At 68.9% G+C, this 15,964-nt stretch carries 14 protein-coding genes and 1 other RNA gene; 8 read left to right on the top strand and 7 right to left on the bottom strand.

Annotation, left to right across the window (positions count from 1 at the left end; all coding sequences use genetic code 11):
• Positions 1 to 75: 75 nt before the first annotated feature.
• Positions 76 to 552, top strand: a complete 477-nt coding sequence (gene smpB, locus AC559T_RS11950; protein WP_071060358.1) for an SsrA-binding protein SmpB — start codon at positions 76 to 78, stop codon at positions 550 to 552.
• Positions 545 to 2,008, top strand: a complete 1,464-nt coding sequence (locus tag AC559T_RS11955) for a THUMP-like domain-containing protein (protein ID WP_498868734.1) — start codon at positions 545 to 547, stop codon at positions 2,006 to 2,008. The genes smpB and AC559T_RS11955 overlap by 8 nt, the downstream gene beginning before the upstream one ends.
• A gap of 204 nt (positions 2,009 to 2,212) precedes the next feature.
• Here AC559T_RS11955 and AC559T_RS11960 read toward each other — a convergent pair whose 3' ends face one another.
• Entirely contained in the window at positions 2,213 to 2,680 is a 468-nt protein-coding gene (locus AC559T_RS11960) for a VOC family protein (protein WP_071060361.1), read from the bottom strand.
• Positions 2,681 to 3,001: 321 nt separating this feature from the next.
• Here AC559T_RS11960 and ssrA point away from each other — a divergent pair.
• Positions 3,002 to 3,375, top strand: a transfer-messenger RNA (tmRNA) gene (gene ssrA / locus AC559T_RS11965).
• Between the two features lie 681 nt (positions 3,376 to 4,056).
• On the opposite strand, the gene AC559T_RS11970 is transcribed toward ssrA, so the two are convergent.
• Positions 4,057 to 5,364: a hypothetical protein gene (locus AC559T_RS11970; protein WP_498868735.1), complete on the bottom strand. Its 1,308-nt coding sequence runs from the start codon at positions 5,362 to 5,364 to the stop codon at positions 4,057 to 4,059.
• A 40-nt stretch (positions 5,365 to 5,404) separates the two neighbouring features.
• Positions 5,405 to 7,018: a hypothetical protein gene (locus AC559T_RS11975; RefSeq protein ID WP_498868736.1), complete on the bottom strand. Its 1,614-nt coding sequence runs from the start codon at positions 7,016 to 7,018 to the stop codon at positions 5,405 to 5,407.
• 135 nt (positions 7,019 to 7,153) lie between these two features.
• On the opposite strand from AC559T_RS11975, the gene AC559T_RS11980 reads away from it, so the two are divergent.
• Both AC559T_RS11980 and AC559T_RS11985 read left to right on the top strand, forming a co-directional pair.
• Positions 7,154 to 7,396 carry a hypothetical protein gene (locus AC559T_RS11980; protein WP_498868737.1) on the top strand — a complete coding sequence of 81 codons (243 nt, stop codon included), beginning with the start codon at positions 7,154 to 7,156 and terminating at the stop codon, positions 7,394 to 7,396.
• Positions 7,397 to 7,577: 181 nt separating this feature from the next.
• Entirely contained in the window at positions 7,578 to 8,252 is a 675-nt protein-coding gene (locus AC559T_RS11985; protein ID WP_498868738.1) for a toll/interleukin-1 receptor domain-containing protein, read from the top strand.
• Positions 8,253 to 8,341: 89 nt separating this feature from the next.
• Here the strand turns inward: AC559T_RS11985 and AC559T_RS11990 are convergent, their stop codons facing one another.
• The 4 genes from AC559T_RS11990 to AC559T_RS12005 all read right to left on the bottom strand — a co-directional run bounded on the left by AC559T_RS11990 (position 8,342) and on the right by AC559T_RS12005 (position 13,622).
• Positions 8,342 to 10,612 (bottom strand): TerD family protein, encoded by a 2,271-nt coding sequence (locus tag AC559T_RS11990; RefSeq protein WP_498868739.1) that lies wholly within the window; start codon positions 10,610 to 10,612, stop codon positions 8,342 to 8,344.
• A gap of 174 nt (positions 10,613 to 10,786) precedes the next feature.
• Positions 10,787 to 11,539: a hypothetical protein gene (locus AC559T_RS11995; RefSeq protein WP_498868740.1), complete on the bottom strand. Its 753-nt coding sequence runs from the start codon at positions 11,537 to 11,539 to the stop codon at positions 10,787 to 10,789.
• Between the two features lie 362 nt (positions 11,540 to 11,901).
• The gene (locus tag AC559T_RS12000; protein ID WP_498868741.1) at positions 11,902 to 12,597 is read right to left on the bottom strand and encodes an NAD(P)-binding domain-containing protein; all 696 of its coding nucleotides are present in this window, start codon (positions 12,595 to 12,597) and stop codon (positions 11,902 to 11,904) included.
• The gene (locus AC559T_RS12005) at positions 12,594 to 13,622 is read right to left on the bottom strand and encodes an NAD(P)-dependent oxidoreductase (protein ID WP_498868742.1); all 1,029 of its coding nucleotides are present in this window, start codon (positions 13,620 to 13,622) and stop codon (positions 12,594 to 12,596) included. The genes AC559T_RS12000 and AC559T_RS12005 overlap by 4 nt, the downstream gene beginning before the upstream one ends.
• On the opposite strand from AC559T_RS12005, the gene AC559T_RS12010 reads away from it, so the two are divergent.
• The 3 genes from AC559T_RS12010 to AC559T_RS12020 are packed head-to-tail and all read left to right on the top strand — an operon-like array spanning position 13,609 to position 15,948.
• Positions 13,609 to 14,031, top strand: coding sequence for a winged helix-turn-helix transcriptional regulator (locus tag AC559T_RS12010; protein ID WP_498868743.1), 423 nt, complete (start codon positions 13,609 to 13,611; stop codon positions 14,029 to 14,031). The two genes, AC559T_RS12005 and AC559T_RS12010, sit on opposite strands and share 14 nt — an antisense overlap.
• A 58-nt stretch (positions 14,032 to 14,089) precedes the next feature.
• A complete protein-coding gene (locus AC559T_RS12015) occupies positions 14,090 to 14,917 on the top strand; it encodes a HEAT repeat domain-containing protein (protein ID WP_498868744.1) in 828 nt (275 codons plus the stop codon).
• Positions 14,911 to 15,948 (top strand): HEAT repeat domain-containing protein, encoded by a 1,038-nt coding sequence (locus tag AC559T_RS12020; RefSeq protein WP_498868745.1) that lies wholly within the window; start codon positions 14,911 to 14,913, stop codon positions 15,946 to 15,948. Before AC559T_RS12015 ends, AC559T_RS12020 begins: the two co-directional genes overlap by 7 nt.
• The last annotated feature ends 16 nt before the right edge of the window (positions 15,949 to 15,964 follow it).

The following is a 15,964-nucleotide window of genomic DNA, read 5'->3' on the forward strand; positions in this document are numbered from 1 at the left end:
GCGTCCCACGACACGGCGCCCCACAATGGGACGACGGACGGGAACGTTACGGACGGGAAGCAGGGCTGAGGAGCAGTGCCGAAGGAGACCGGGCGCAAGCTGATCGCGCAGAACAAGCGCGCCCGCCACGACTACGAGATCCTCGACACCTACGAGGCCGGGCTGGTCCTCATGGGTACCGAGGTCAAGGCGCTGCGCGCCGGCCGCGCCTCGCTGGTGGACGGGTTCGCGCAGATCGCCGACGGTGAGATCTGGCTGCACAACGTGCACATCCCGGAGTACACCGAGGGCACGTGGACGAACCACGCCCCGCGGCGGCGGCGCAAGCTGCTGCTGCACCGCGCCGAGATCGAGAAGCTGATCGGCAAGACCCGCGAGGGCGGCCTCACCGTCGTCCCCCTCTCGCTCTACTTCAAGGACGGGCGGGCGAAGGTCGAAATCGCGTTGGCCCGCGGCCGCAAGAACTACGACAAGCGCCACGCCCTCGCCGAGCGGGACGCGGCGCGTGAGATGAGCCGGATCATGGGCCGGCAGGCGAAGGGCCGTGTCTGACCGACCCGCGGCGCCGGACCATGACGGCGAACAGGCGGCCCGTCCGCTCGCCACCTTCGACGCGCTGCTGACCCCCACGGGAGCGGAGCTGCTCGCCGCGGCGGCCGTGGCGCATGCCGACGGCACGGAGCTGCGCGCCGGCTCCCGGCTGCGCGCCGCCGGCCATCCTCCCGACCTCGTCGCCGCCGCGTTCGCCCAGGCCGAGCTGCGGGCCCGGGCCGCGGCGAAGTTCAGCCAGGCCGAACGGATGTTCTTCACCCGCGATGGGCTGGAGCAGGCCTCGTCCGAACGGGCGGCGGCGCACCGGGCGGCGAGGTTCGCCGGCCTGGGCCGCCTCGCCGACCTGTGCACCGGTATCGGCGGTGACCTCCTCGCCCTGGCGGCCGAGCACCCGGTCCTCGCCGTCGACCGCGACCCACTGCACCTGCGGATGGCCGTCCACAACGCGCACGCGCTCCGGGGCGGCGGGCGGGAGGGTGGGTCCGGTGGGGTCGAGGCCCTTGCGGCGGACGTCCGGGATGTCGGCCTGACGGGCGTCGACGGCGTCTTCGTCGATCCCGCGCGGCGGGGCGGCGAGCGGCGGATGTCCGCCGGCGCCGGTGAGCCCCCGCTGGCCTGGTGCTTCGGGCTGACCGAGCGGGTCGAGGCCGTCGCGGTCAAGGCGGCTCCGGGGCTCCCGGTGGAGCTCGTCCCGCCAGGCTGGGAGATCGAGTTCGTCGCGGACAGACGTGGCCTCAAGGAGTCCGTGCTGTTCTCGCCCGCGCTCGCGACGGCGTCCCGGCGGGCGACGGTGCTGCTCGGCCCGGGTGACCGGTCGGTGCCCGGGACCACCGGGCCACGGGTGGTGACGCTGACCGGTGAGCCGGACCCCGTCGGTGACGACCGCGACCACGGCCGCCCGGGCGGCGGTCACAGCGGCGGTGGCGGGCCCGTCCCGCTCCCGGTCCGGCCGCCGGGGGAGTACCTCTTCGACCCCAATCCCGCCGTCACCCGGGCCGGGCTGGTCGGCACGCTCGGCCGCCTGGTCGGCGGGTGGCAGATCGACCCGAGGATCGCGTTTCTCGGCGCTGACCGGCCGCTGGCGACCCCGTTCGCGCGGACGCTGCGGGTCGAGGCCGAGATGGCCTTCGATGTGCGCCGGGTGGCGGCGGCCGTGCGCGAGGCCGGCATCGGCGCACTCGACGTGCGCCGGCGCGGACTCGCCGGGGATGTGGACGCCATCCGGCGGCGGCTGATGCCGGCCCGGCGGTACCTGGTCCCGGGGGGCCGCACCATGACGGTGGTGATGACCCGGGTGCGGGACGAGCCGTGGGCTCTTCTGTGTACCGACGTCACGCAGACCGCTCGGGCGGATCAAGCCGATCGGGCTGATGCGGCGGATCGGGCCGGGCGGGCGGATCCGCCGGATCTGGCGGACCGGACGGCTGGGGCCCGGGGCGGTCCGGCCAGGGACTGAACGCGGAGCCGGCGGTGGCGAGCGCGAGGTTGAGCGCGACCAGCGTCAGCCCGGCATACAGCGGCAGCAGCGGCGCCACGCGCAGGAAACCCAGCGCGCCGGCGCCGGCGCTCGCGAACATCACCACGGGCCCGGCCAGCTGCCGGGGCCCACCCGCGCCGGGCCCGGCCCGTGACGCGCGGTGACCGCCGGCGCCCGGGCCGCTCAGAGGCGGAGCGGACGGATGGGCGCCGCGATCAGGGCGGGGTTGCCGCGCCAGTCGACCCCGGGCACGTCGATGTACAGCTCGATCTCGTTCCCGTCCGGGTCGGAGATGTAGAGGCTGTGGGTGACCGTGTGGTCCGACGCGCCGACGAGCCGCACACCGGCCCGCTCGATGCGCTCCAGCGCCTCCCGAAGCTCGTCGTCGCTGTCGCCGACCTTCAGCCCGAAATGGTAGAGCCCGACGCGCCGACCGGGCGGCAGCGCGGCCGCGTCCGCCCCGACCTCGATCAGCAGCAGCTCATGGTGCGTGCGGCCTGAGGAGAACGCCGCCGCGGGGATGCCCAGACCGGCCGGCCCGCCAACCTCGGGGAAGACCTGCCGCCAGCCGAGGACGTCCCGGTAGAAGGCGACGGAGCGCTCGAGTTCGCGTACGTACAGCACGAGATGTCCCAGTTCCTTGATCTCCATTGCGTTCCCCCTGATCACATTGCCTCTGTCTTGAACGTTCAACTATATGGACGGTTGGTCTGTTCCGTCCTCCCGCCGCCCGTTCGCCGCCCGTTCGCCACCCGTTCCGGTCGGCCGTCGGTGGTGGTGCGCTCGCCCGGCCCGCGGGCGAGCGGCGGTGCCGCCCGCGGGCCGCCGCGCCGTAATCGGGTGGTCGAGCCGCGGCGCCGTGTGGGAACATGTGGTCGGCGGTCGACGTTGGACCGTCTGGGCACGCTGGCGAGTCGTCGGCGGGTCCGGCTGGCACAGAACAGCACGCATGCACCAACACGGCACATACCAGGGGGTGACCGGCTTCGACTCCGGACGTCGAGGCAGGGGAAGCGGGCCGAGGATGAGCGGTTATCTCGTTAACGATCCGTTCAGAACACAGCTGCCACTAAGACGCAGCCTGCTAGCTCCACTTTCGCCCTCGCGGCCTGAGTAGAGACCAACTAGCCGTCAGCCTGGGAGTTCCTCCGGCCCAGGATCTGGCGTCGACAGGAGGATCACCGTCCCACCCGGTCGCGGGGTAGGTCGGGAAATCTAACAGCGACTGAGCCTGCGCCGGCTTGCCTGCGGGACCGGCGGGGCTGAGAAAAAACAAGCAGGCTGCGCCCGGAGAAGCCCTGTGTCGGGGCCGGAGGACGCGGGTTCGATTCCCGCCACCTCCACCACGATGCGTAACAATGCCCTGAGCTGGGCAAATAGTTAAAATCTATGAAATCTGATCGTTGATCGAATAGAGATGTCCAGCTCGGGGCACTGATCGTTTGGTTCGATTCCCAGGCGCATCGACAAGTCTCGACTACGTGGCGTAGTGGCATGGGTCGGTCTGTCAAGGGGCCTCGGATCTCTATCTGCACTGTGATGTCTGCGGCGGTGCCACGCCGCACTCCAGCCATCGGTAGATCATCTCTGCGACCAAAGCGAATCCGACGTTCGTCGCCGCGCCTTCGGAGCCTGTCTGCGCGGTGTGCCGCAACGCGCATCCGCGTGTTGTCCTCGGCGATGAGCCGCCCTGTGACACTGCCGTGTGTCCCGGTCAGCGGCGCCGCCGCTGGCGCTCGGGCAGATCCCGGCGGCCGTGCCGCGCGCAGCTTACCGTGCCCGCGTCCGTGCCGGCTGTGATCTGCCCGTGGTGTAGCACCCGGCAGGACGGCCAGCGAGGCGTGGATGAAGCCATGGCGTGGCGCTGGCATCCGCGGCAACCTGGACCGCCAGCTCGAACCGGAGGCGCTGCGGCGCTGTGGGACGATCCCCAGTCTCGGGCCGGCGCGGGGAGTAGTGGGGCCGCGGAACTCGGCGTGCCTGCACTCTGCCGCTGACCGCTGGAATCGCGAACGGTCGTCTGTCCCTCAGCTGAGCTTGCCGTGTCGGTGGTGGGCACAGCGTATGCCGCCGTGCAGGAGTACCTCTGCACCGGAGGCCCGGATCGCTGCGCTTTTCATGGCGTCCCATCCGCATTCGGCGTCCCAGCGGATGCGGGTCGGCGCGGGCCGGTTGATCCAGTTGGCCCAGGCGGTGCATCCGCCTCCGACGGCGGCCACCGGGATCGGAGTCTCCGCTGCCTCGTCCCATCGGATCGTGCGACCCCAGGCGTGGCCTTCGACTGGCCAGGCGGCGCAGACCAGAGATGGGTCCTGTGGTGTGGAGTAGGCGGCGGCGACCGCCCCTACCGCAGCGCCTCCGAGGGAACCGAGTAGCTCCCCGATACGGGGCAGCGCGTCGGCAGGAGGCTGCACGTCGTCCTCCAAGGTCACCACGATGTCTTCGCCGACCTGCGGTAGCGCTTCCGCGTAGAGCCTCGCGACGTGCCTGTGTCGTCCCTCCGCCATGTACGGCTCTTCCCGCGCGGGGGTGTGAGGACGCCCCGTCCGGATAGAGACCATTTTGAGGAGTTTCCGACGATCGGTGATGAAAGTAGCGGCGTCCGCCAAGCTCCTCGCGAACTCGGGGGAGGCGCTGTTGTCGACGACGTACAGGCTGGTGCGCGGCGCCAATTCAGCCTCGCTGAGAAAGCGTCGCCAGTGGTCGAGGACCTGCCCGCGTCCGGCGAACAAGGTAATGATCGCGTGGGAGCGCGCACGCCACGCCGCTTGCCTTACGGCCGCGCTCGGCGGAGTTGTGAGCGGACATCCGGCGTCCACGCCGGTGACCTCGCCGTGGGTGATCACGGCTGTGGTGGCTGGGACCAGCCCCCATCCCCGTTCAGTCAGCCTCAGCGCGAGTTCGTACTGGGGCAGCCCGGTCGTCGGCAGCGCCGCTTGGTCGAGCAGCTTCACTGCTTCGAGTCGCCAGGCGACGCCGGTCTCTATCGCGATCGATGAACGCAGGGCCCAGTAGTCGAGCGGCCCAGGGTGCGTCGTTGTGGCCGTCGGCGTGTGCCGGACGGACGGACACAGGGCAGCTACCGTGTCACCCGCGTGTGCGGCGGACGAGGTGATGGCCTCCAGGTAGGTGGGCGTGAGCTGGTCTCCCGCCCGGCAGGTCACGACCCAGGGCGCGGAGGCGTGGTTGATGATGTCGCGCCATGCGACTCCGCCGGGTCGAGCCGCGACCACGACCGTACGTCTCGGCGCCTGTGTCTGGCCTCGCACCGACAGCAGGGTGGCCGTGAGGGCGGCGTCGCTGCCGAGGTCCGCCAGGACGACGACATCGATCATCGCCGGATTTGATGTCGACGTGGACGATCCGGGCGGTGAGTCAGCCATCGCGGGAGGCGCTGCGTTCCGCCAGCGCTTGGTAACGGATCAACGGGATGTCGAGCCCGGGGTGAAGGCGGTGGCGCCCGGCGAATGCTTCCAGGTCCGCGACGACGGCGGTCAGCGGGCGCCGGGCGACGTCCGGATGTTGCCACGCGAAGTCGGCCTCGGCGGTCAGGCTCTGCGCGAGGGTCGGTGGGGACAGCGCGGCGCGCTGCGTTGATGACGGCGCGAGGCGCTCAGCGGCCTGCGACAGTGCGGTGTGCGCGACTGCTGGCTCGCCGATGCGGTGGGCTACGCCCGCCTTCAGCTCCTGTATCTGGCCGATGGCGCGATGAAGGCCCAGCAAGATCTCCGCCTGTGCCGAGCCGCCTCCTACCTGGTAAGGGCTGCCCGCGGCGTTGTCGATCTCGGTGACAGCCTTGTCCGCCCAGCGCCGTGCCTCGTCGATCGCGGCGAGGGCGCCATACGGGTCGTCGCGGGGCACGGACATCGCCCGAGCCTTCTGATAGGCGGCGTTGAGGCCGACGAGCAGGAGCTGGTGACGAGCCGCAGCAGCCGCTCGCGGGCCGTACCGGCGCGCCGCGTCCGGCGGGATTGACGCGAGCCCGTTCTTAGCCGTGACCAGCGCCGTATCCGGACGTCGCGCCGCATAGGTGAGGAGCAGGGTGCGGTTCACTGTCAGATCGACATGCGACTGGCTTGCGGTGGCGACGATCCGTCGCGCCGTGAGCGCCTCGCCGAGACCGGCCGCGCTGTTGGCAAGCCGGTGGCAGGTGACCACGGCGAGCTGGAATCGCGCGCGCAGCGCCAGCGGTAGCCGGGTGTCCCGGGCGTACCGGCGGGCCATTTGACCGCCAAGAGCGGCCTCGGGTCCGCCACTGGCGACCAAGGTTTCGACTACGTCGGCTTGGTGGGTGGGATCTGCAAGTTCCCACAGCAGACACAGCGGGTCCGAAGCGACGGCCAAGCACGAGCCCTCGCCCTGCTGCCCGGTCCGTCGGTGCGCCGTGTCTGTCTTGACCTTGTCTAGGCTGGTCAGCACCGCGACCGCAGCCATGTCCCGGGCGCGTTTTCGTTCCGAACGGCCGACCTCCGCCGCCGCGTCCTCGAAAAGTGCGCCAGCTAGGAACTCGATGGACAGCAGCCCGGTCGCCAGCACATCTCCGTCGGTTCGGCCAGGCCGCCACCGAGCCCACGCGCGGTTGTAGGCCCGACACAGCGCGGCCACCCCCGGGCCGGTCACCGCTGCGGCGCGGATCATCTCCCAGTAGGGCGGCGCCTCCACCCGAATCGGCTCATGCGGGTCCGGAACCATACGGGGCACCGGGCGGGAGCCACCGAGCGAGGTCCAGTTCGAGACCGTGCGCGTGGTCACTCCGTATGTTCCGGCAAGTTCGCTCGCTGTAGCCGTAGCTTCACCCAGCCCGTAGAAAGCCCGAGCCGCCGCACTCTGCCGCGACGACGTCGCGACCTCGTCGAGAAGGCTGGCCAGCTCCGCCTCGATCAAGGAAAGCGGGCGCAGCTCGCCCCCCTCCAGGAACACGTCGGTAGCGCTGGCTGGAATCTCCAGCCAGCGCTGCTGTGCGCGGACAAGCTTGCGCCACGCCCACAACGCACCCGCGAGCCCGCGGTTCCGACCCACCCCGTCCCCCGACCGTTCCGGATCTTGCAACGCCCGTGGACAGTATGCACCAGCCCTGACACGATCTGTCCGTCGTGGGGGGGCGACGGGCGGCATCCGAGCCGTATGCGCCGACCGCTCGCGCACGATGCACCCAAGAACGGGGCCAACAGAAACGGGGACGAAATGGCGAACCTCAATCCAGGCGACCGTGTGGTCTGCAAGTCGGATCTCGGTCGAGGAGTTAAACCCGGCATGAAAGGCACCGTCACCAAGGTCACGTCGTTTCATAACGGATGGTTCGCGATCCGATGGGACAACGGTGTCGAGATTTCCGACGTGCGCAGAACTCATCTGGAGAGCGCCTGATCTCGACGCCCGCAGCGACCGAACAGGATTGGGAAATGACGCGGGCAAGCCGTTCTCTTCGCTCTCTCGGCAGGAGTTTTCGCGCATCGGTGGCTTGGTCGAATGAGGATTCAGCGGACCACATGCCCCCTTTCGCGCCGACAGGGGGTGGGGCACTTGAAAAACAGACTGCGAGGGCCGTGTGACAGGTCAGAATGACGGTGCAAGCATCGACTTCTTCGTCTCCTACGCTCCGCCGGACCTCCAATGGGCAGAATGGATAGCCTGGAACCTGGAGAACGAAGGCTACGTCGTGCGCCTTCACGCCTGGGACCACGCGATGGCGGGCACCAACTCGATACTGGCCGCAAACACATCGATCCGGGCCGCGAACCGCGTCATCGCCGTCCTCTCGCCGAATTACCACGTCGATCCACGCAGCCAGAGTGAGTGGTCAGCGGTGTTTCGGGCAGATCCCATCAACGCGCAACGCCGCTTGCTTCCCGTCGAGATAGAAGCGACGGCCAAGGGTGGTCTTCTAGAGGCTCTTGAACCTGTGATCGTGCACGGCGTCCGCGAAGACGAAGCAAAGCACCGATTGCGCGAAGGCGTTCTGGAACGTCGGCTTCGGCCGACCAACGCACCGGGCTTCCCCGGACGCGCGGCTCCCGCGTTCCCGGGAACGAAGGCCATGCGCGGCGACACGCGCATGCTGATTTTCCTGTGGCTGCTGTTTGGAAGCTGGCTCGCCTACGCCTACAGTGAACTGCCGTACGAGTTCGACAACAATGCCGACCTGCAAAGGTCGCTGGTGCTCTTGATCCTACTATTCATGGTGATTGGCACAAGCCGACGCTGGTGGCGCCGACGTTTCTAGACAGCGCCCCGCAACTCTCCGACACAGTTGGTGGGCTTACCCTGGCAACCATTGTCAGCGGTGAGTTCGACGTGCTCGCTGACAGCTCGTCACGTTCGGCGGCGTCCGAATCGTCCGCGTCGCTTGCTGGCGTCTGCTTCCGGGGTAGGGGTGTTCTGGTTCGCAGCTCGGTCGCGCCAGTCGTTCCGAAGCTCGCCCGTGACGTCCACCTCCATCGGCTCACCATCGACGAGGCGGCCGAGGTCGCGTGACAACGCCAGCCAACCGTTGCGGTCATCGTGTGGGGCGCCTTCCTCGACGTATCGTCCGAAGCACCATTTCTGCGGGTCATCGAGACTCTCGCGGAAACTCGGTTCGACGTCGACGGCGCCCGCGGAGAACCGTCGGATCTCTTCGGTGACGAGCATCGGATCAACCCCATGCAGGTCCACGGCCTCGAAATGGAACTGAGCTGCCCTCGTGTGCCGCTGGAGGATGCGCTCGGCCTTCCACTCATTGAGGACCGGATTCCCGAACGCAGGAATAGAGCGTGCCATCAGTGTAGGACCCGGCTCGAAGGAGCCGGCTCGTGGCGTCTGGTCGACCCAGGTCAGCGCCTCGACAGTCCGTTCGATGCCGCAGGAGGCATAGGCGGGGTCGAGCACCACCTCCGACGTGAACGACGCCAGGTCCACGACGAAGGCGCGGTTGCCGCTGCCCCTCCCGGCATGCGCGACCGGGTCACGACCCAGCATGGCCAGCAGAGCGAGCCAGCGGCCATCGGCCGAGATCCGCGGCCGGTGAGCGATCAACCCGACATTGGTGTGCGTTCCTCTGAGAACACACACACCGTTTGCCGTGCCCGCGCCGAGGTCAAGGTCGAGGACGTTCGATTCATGCTCTCCGGCACGGCTGATCGCGACGAGGTGACCAGGGCGATCCGGCCACCAACCGTGATCGAGGGCATCAACGCCGAACACGTCCGCGTCCAACGGAACGATCACGCCGTCGCTGGCCCGTACCAGACATGTCTCACCGGAACCCGCCCCCACGAGCAGCCACTGGCCACACGGGCTGTAACTCAACGAAGCTACCTGCCAGTGCCGACCGCGCGGCGTCGCAGTGACCCACCGCCACTGACGGCCCGCCACGTCGTACTCCCACAGTGCACAGTCAGGATCATCGGGCAGCTGAAACTCAAGAAAAGCGGCGCGGGACCCGTCGGGAGTGACCGCCGCGGCCAGGGTCTCGAACATCGCACGGCTGTGCCGGGGGCGGTCTCCGGCCACCCCGACGTACGCCTGGTACCGGGGCATCCAGTCGGCTCGCTCCCAGCGCGACCCCGGACGCAGGTATGCGTCCGGATCGTGCGCCTGGATGTAGTCGCCGCCCGCAGGGAGCCCGACTGCCTCGGCCGTGAGGCGACGCGCCGCCGCGACGGTGCCGTCGGCAGCAAACGCGATGTCCCGGTCGACGAAGCGGTCGGTGGTGACACGCCGACCGTCGGCGCCGACGGCGACAAGACGACCGCTGTGACCACGTTCAGCGATAACCGCCGTCATGCCGTTGTCGGGGTCGTTGTCAGCGAACCGGGGACATTCGACCAACACCAAGGCCGACCCGACTCTGCTGGACACAGGCCCAGCGGGAGCCGCCCACGCTCGCCTGGTCGCCGTGCCAGCAGCGAGCGCCTCATCCAGGTTGACCACCGGCACGGCAGGTCGCTCGATCTGCGCGGGAACCTGGACGGCAGACGGCAGCGCCGGAGCCTGCCCCCGCTTCGTACCACCATCCTGCCCAGGCGAACCCGTCGGCGCGGCCAGAGCCTGCGGCGGCTGCTCGATCGAAGTCGCCGGGGCAGGCGGCACGCAGGACGTGTCATCGACGGTGAGCCCGAACTCGGTCACGACACCAGCAAGCCCCGACTCATAACCCTGGCCGACGGCGCGAACCTTCCACGCCCCCGAGCGCCGGTACACCTCGACCAGGATCAGCGCGGATTCAGTGCTCAGACCAGTGGGGTCGAAGCGGGCGATCTCGCCGTCGTTGCGGCCATCGCGTACGGTCACCGTTAGCTCGTTCACCTCAGCGAACGTCGCTGGACCGGAGCCGTCCAGGCTTCCCACGACGATCACCTTGTCGATGTCCGCGGCGAGTGCAGGGAACGAGATCTCCAGCATCGCCGGTGGCAGGAGACGCACGCCCGCGCCGTCGCGGTGGTTGTAAAACACGAAGTCGGCGTCCGACCGCACTGTGCCCACCGGCGCCACTAACAGCGCCGCCACGTCGAGCGCCACTGACGAGGAAACCACCACTCGAACGCTGTCCGCCGCCGGCAGCGGAGCGTTCGCTCCCTTGACCAACACCCTGGTCGCGCTCACGCCCATCGTTGTCTCTCCCCCGTTAGCCAGCGAACATCACCATGGTCCGGTCGCTCCCGCGCGTTCCTGCACAACACAGCCCCAGCGCGGGTGCCGCCTCGGCGCAGACTCAGACTGTCGATCTTCCGACCTCGCGTCAACGAGCGTCGCAAATTCCTGCAAGATCACAGAAACCTATGGTGTCGCCGGATCGACCTGGCCGTCGAGCACGCCGTGAGTGTCGGCGCGCAACTGGGAGACCAGGCTGCGGGCCGTGCCCGCGCCGACATGCAGCCGCCGACGCAGCGTCTCGGCCGAGATCGGACGTTGGTACTGCTGCCAATGAAGCACGTCCTCCGCGCGGGCTCGATGACGTAGGTCCTGGCGACGTGCTTCGCTGTCGGCCCCGCTGGATGGCGAGCGCCTCACTCGCATACCGACGCGCGCGGTTCGGTCCACCGGGGCGGGTGTCGTCAAATGGCCGTCTGCCACCGGAGCAGCCGGCTCTTCATCGACGCGACGGGTATCGGCCTCCGCAGTCTGCATGGCATGGAGAAGGCGAGGGCCGACCTCTCCCCACCCGATAAGAAGGAGCGGACCGACGGCGTCGAAGGCGGCTTTACCGTAGTGGCCGGCGAGGAGGGGCTCGGCGATGTTCAACGCGAGCGTGGCCGTGCTGGAGAAGATGAGCAGACGCCGGGCCGCGTGAACCACCTCTGCCGGCCCGCCATGCAGGACCAGTTGGCGCGTGCCGACAAGCAGGGCCACGATCGACAGGTCGACCGCTGGCGCCACGAGGAACGCGACGTACGTCGGCACCCCCAAACGGATCCCGAGTGCCGCGACATTCCCGAACGCGAAGAGGAATGTCAAACCGACGAAAATCCCTACGAGCAAGGTCACCAGACGGACCGCGGCGTCCGGAACCGCCAGACCTGCGGAACGCATGTTCGATTCAGTGGATGATGTTGTCGGCCGAGAGCTCACTGGTCATCGCCCCTGGTCAGGAGTCGCGTGGCGACTGGGCGGACGGTGATTTCGGGGCCCTGAACCATGATCGTACGGTTCTTCTGGTGACACGTTGGGTCCACCACGATGCGTAACAATGCCCTGACCTGGGCAAATTGATGAACCCTATGAGATCAGAGGTTGATCGAATAGAAGATGTCCAGGTCGGGGTCTTGATCGGTTGGTTCGATTCCCCAAGTGCACCAACAGGCCTCGACTACACGGCGTAGTGACAGGGGGTCGGCCGGCGCCAGGTATGCAGCTTCGTCTCCTGGTCGTAGGACCACGGTTCTGGTCGTTGCTCAGCCGCCAGCTTTGAGTATCTCGTAGAGAACGGTCCAGTTCTCGGTGCCGCGGCCGGCGCTGACGGCCTGGTCGTAGTGCGCCTTGACGGCTTTGGGTAGCCGTGTGTCGATGCCCGCCTTCTCGCTCGTCCAGAGGAAGACGTCGAGGTGCGCCTGGTAGAAGAGCTGGGCCAGGCCTGGGTCCTCCCCGAGGTACCTGGGCTCGCCGATCAGTCCGAGCGTCGGTTCGTGGACGTCGAACACCGCGCGCGGCCCGCTGTAGAACACATATGCCCCGGGGCCGCCCACAGCGGGCGCGGGCACCATCACGCCTCCGGTCACGAAGGTCGCTCCGTGTCTGGCTGCCCATGCCGCCGCGTCCCGGGAGGCGTCGGGCGTATCCGAGCTGAGATTGACCAGGACCTTGCCGTCAAGAACACCGGAGGGCCCCGAACTCTCGGCGACCGGGCCGAGGATGTCGTACATCGCCCGGTAGTCGGTGAGGCTGAGGATGGTCAGCCCACTGGCGGCGACCGCGGCCGTCGGAGTTGGTGCGAGCGTGGCGCCGCCGGCGACGAGGTCGTCGGCGCGCCGCGCGGTGCGGTTCCACACCGTCACCGGATGGCCGGACCGCAGCAGGGACGCGGCCATCGCTCGGCCCATCGGGCCAAGGCCGATGACCGTCACAGGAGACAGGCCGTCCTCGCCGCTCATCGGGACTTCCTGAGCTCTTCGAAGATGCGGGCGGTGCCCTGCCGACCGTAGCCGGCAGCGATCTGCCGGCGAACGATGTCGTGGACGGGCCGCAGCACGTCGACATGGACGCCCGCTTCGAGGCTGGCCGTCACCAGTGAGGCCAGTGCGGCTTCGGTGAACTCAAGGCTCTGCTGGCCCGCCCCGGCGTAGTCCTCGGCGTCCACTGTGGCGGCGAGACCGGCCAGCTGGCCGGTCATGGCGGCGAGGAAAGGTGTCTGCCGTCGGGTGAACTCGGCAGCCGACACCCCTTCGGCACCGACCATCGCCGCGCCGTGCAGAAAGCCGGCGAACATCGTGTACATCCCGACGAGCATCGCCATGTCGCGGAGCGAGGCCATACCGGGGTCGGTCCCGAAGTAGTCGCTCTGCCCCCACAGATCGAGCAGTTCCCGGTTCTCTTCGAAGGCGGCCTCGGCACCGCTGTAGAAGATCACCGCATCCGGACGGCCGATCATCTCAGGTACGGCCATGATCGCGCCGTCCAGGTAGGTGATGCTGTGCTCCGTCGCCCAGGCCGCGAGCTCGCGGGCCTGGTTCGGTGTTGTTGTCGTCAGATTGATCACGGCACGTCCGGTCAGGCTGGCGGCGACCGGATCGATCACGGCGTGCACCGACTGATGGTCGAGCAGGCACAGGATGATCAGTCCATCGCCGGTGATCGCCTCGTCGACGGTCTTGGCGATGGTGGCGCCGCGCTCGCCGAGTGCTCCTGCTCTGCCCGGGGTGCGGTTCCACACCACGGAGGGTCGGCCGGCGTCGAGAGCCGCGGCGGCGAGCGCGCTGCCCATCGCACCCAGGCCCAGGAAGGTCGTACGGGTCGTCATCAAATCGTCCCTTGCTCCGCTCGGTGGTCTGACTGGCGCGCTGTCCCGACCCTCCCCGCTAACCTTTCCCACCGGCAAGTACCTACTATTTTGTTCAATACTTACCCGGAAGTTAGTGTCCAGCTGGGGCCAGGTGGAGGGTCTGATGGTGACGAGCACGCGGCGCGGTCCCTACGTCTGCGGCATCGATGCCGGTATGGACGTGGTGTCAGGGAAGTGGAAGTCGCTGATCCTCTGGGAGCTGAACAACCACGGAATCCGGCGGTTCGGAGAGCTGCGGCGCGGCCTTCCTGGCGTCAGCGAGAAAATGCTCATCCAGCACCTGCGCGAGATGGAGGAGGACGGCCTGGTCCGCCGCGAGATGTATCGCGAGGTGCCTCCCCGGGTCGAGTACTCCCTCACCGAGCACGGCACATCGCTCAACGAGGCCCTCCGTCCGCTGGGTGAGTGGGGGACGCGACGTCGCGAGCGCCTCGCCGCCGAGGAGGCGCTCACATCCACGTCACCAGCCGCGCCTCGCCAAGCGTCACCCACCATGCCGGTGCACCCGGGTCAGGCGATCGTGTGATCCGTCGGTCACGGGCTTGACCTTGACATGGTGATAGGGCTTCCACTGGGTACCGGAGGTGGTCCTGATCAACACGACAAGCGGAACCCCGCTGAACACCCGCGTGGCCAATGCTCTGGGCGCCAAGGACTCGTCGGTCCGGCTTCAGGCGGCCCTGGCGGTCGGCTCGAACCCCGACCCCGGCCTCCTGGAGACGCTCGTCGAGCGGTGCGCGGTCGAGCCGGACTTCTTCGTGCGAGACATGCTGTCCTGGGCGCTGACCCGCTTCTCGCCGCGGATCACCCTGCCCCGGATCCGCCAGGAACTCGACTCCGAGCGCGCTCAGGCCCGCAGTCAGGCGTTGCACACGCTCGGCAAGATCGGCGACAAGGGTGCGTGGGCCTGGATCACGCGCGACATGCTGCGCGACGCCGACGACGAGGTCGCGCGGACCGCGTGGCGCGTCGCGGTCGCCCTCGTGCCCGAGGGCGAGAAGAAGGCCCTGGCCGACGAACTGGTTGTGCAGCTCGGCCGCGGCGACCGCAGTGTGCAGCTGAGCCTGAGCCGGGCACTCGTCGACCTCGGCGACGTGATCGAGCCCGCCCTGGAGAAGGCCGCGGCGAATCCCGACCCGGCTGTGGCCGCGCATGCCCGTGCCACCGAGTTGCTCCTGCGGGACCCGGAGACCGGTTTCAACGCGGCCATCGATGAGGCGAGGCGGGTCATCGCACTCGGCCCGGAACGAGCCGCTGCGGCTGCCGCTGCTGCCGCGGCCGCGGCGGGAGTCGCCGAGCCTTCGGAGGTCGCCGAGCCTTCGAAGGCTGCCTGCGTCGCGGCGATCGGCGAGCCCACGGAGACGACCGAATCGACGGGGGCTGTGGATGCCGTGGAGGCCGTGGATTGCTGATCGGCGACGTGTCCCGCCACTCGGGGGTGAGCACCCGGATGCTTCGGTACTACGACGCCCTCGGCCTGGTGCGACCGACCGGTCGCACCCTCGGCGGCTACCGCGAGTACTCCGCCGAGGACGTCCGGAGAATCTTCCACGTGGAGAGCCTGCGGTCCCTCGGGCTCTCGCTCAAGCAGATCGGGCGTGCGCTGGAGGATCCGGCCTTCACACCGTCCGCCCTGGTCAGCGATCTCATCCGGTGGACCGAAGACCGTTTGGAGCGGGAACAGGAGCTGCTCGAGCGGCTCCGCGCGATCGACGCGTCGGCGCCCACCGGCTGGCAGGACGTCCTGCGCATTGTCGAGCTCATCCAGGGGCTCGACTCGACCAGCGCTGCGCGCAGGCAGCAGTCCGTCCTGGCCCGACCGGAGGGCGTGTCCGTTCCCGCCGAACTGCTGGTCAAGGCGGTCCTGGCCGAATCCGACCCCAACGTCGCGGGCGCTCTGCGCTGGGCGCTCGCCCGATCGGGCGCCGACGGCGTGGCAGCGCTGGCCGCCGGCGTGCACTCGGAGGATGTCGGCATCCGGCAGCGTGCGGTGCGGGCGATCGCCGAGATCTCCGAGGCCCCGGATGCGACCGCTGCGCTTGCGGACGCGCTCGGGGATCCGGACACAACGGTGCGCAGGCACGCCGCGCTGGCGCTGGGCAGCCGTGGCGGGACCGCGGCCGTGCCGGTACTCGTCGGCATGGTGGTCGAGGGCGTCAACGACGTCGACGCGGCGGAGGTCCTGGGAACGCTGTCCCTGGACCCCGGCTGCGCGGACCGGATCATCAGCGCGCTGGTAGACGAACTCGCCGCGCACGCTGCGGACTCCGCGGTGCGGATACGCCTGGCCCAGGCGCTGGTCGAGCTGCCGGGGACCGCCGCGCGGGAGGTCCTGCGCCAACTGACCCACGACGGCGACCGCACTGTCGCCCTCGTCGCCTCGGTCTTCGTCGAAGCTGTCGAAGAACGGTCCCCTGAAGGCCGAGGCGACGAGGATTCCTGAAAGCGCGCGACCGAGG

Source organism: Frankia sp. Hr75.2 (genome assembly GCF_949319125.1).
Classification (GTDB): Bacteria; Actinomycetota; Actinomycetes; order Frankiales; family Frankiaceae; genus Parafrankia; species Parafrankia soli.

What these genes read in the sequence shown, in the direction of transcription:
- AC559T_RS11960 (WP_071060361.1), bottom strand. Translation starts at nt 2,680, where the DNA reads ATGGAGATCAAGGAACTGGGACATCTCGTGCTGTACGTACGCGAACTC.
- AC559T_RS11970 (WP_498868735.1), bottom strand. Translation starts at nt 5,364, where the DNA reads ATGATCGATGTCGTCGTCCTGGCGGACCTCGGCAGCGACGCCGCCCTC.
- AC559T_RS11980 (WP_498868737.1), top strand. Translation starts at nt 7,154, where the DNA reads ATGCGCCGACCGCTCGCGCACGATGCACCCAAGAACGGGGCCAACAGA.
- AC559T_RS11995 (WP_498868740.1), bottom strand. Translation starts at nt 11,539, where the DNA reads ATGCGTTCCGCAGGTCTGGCGGTTCCGGACGCCGCGGTCCGTCTGGTG.
- AC559T_RS12000 (WP_498868741.1), bottom strand. Translation starts at nt 12,597, where the DNA reads ATGAGCGGCGAGGACGGCCTGTCTCCTGTGACGGTCATCGGCCTTGGC.
- AC559T_RS12010 (WP_498868743.1), top strand. Translation starts at nt 13,609, where the DNA reads ATGGTGACGAGCACGCGGCGCGGTCCCTACGTCTGCGGCATCGATGCC.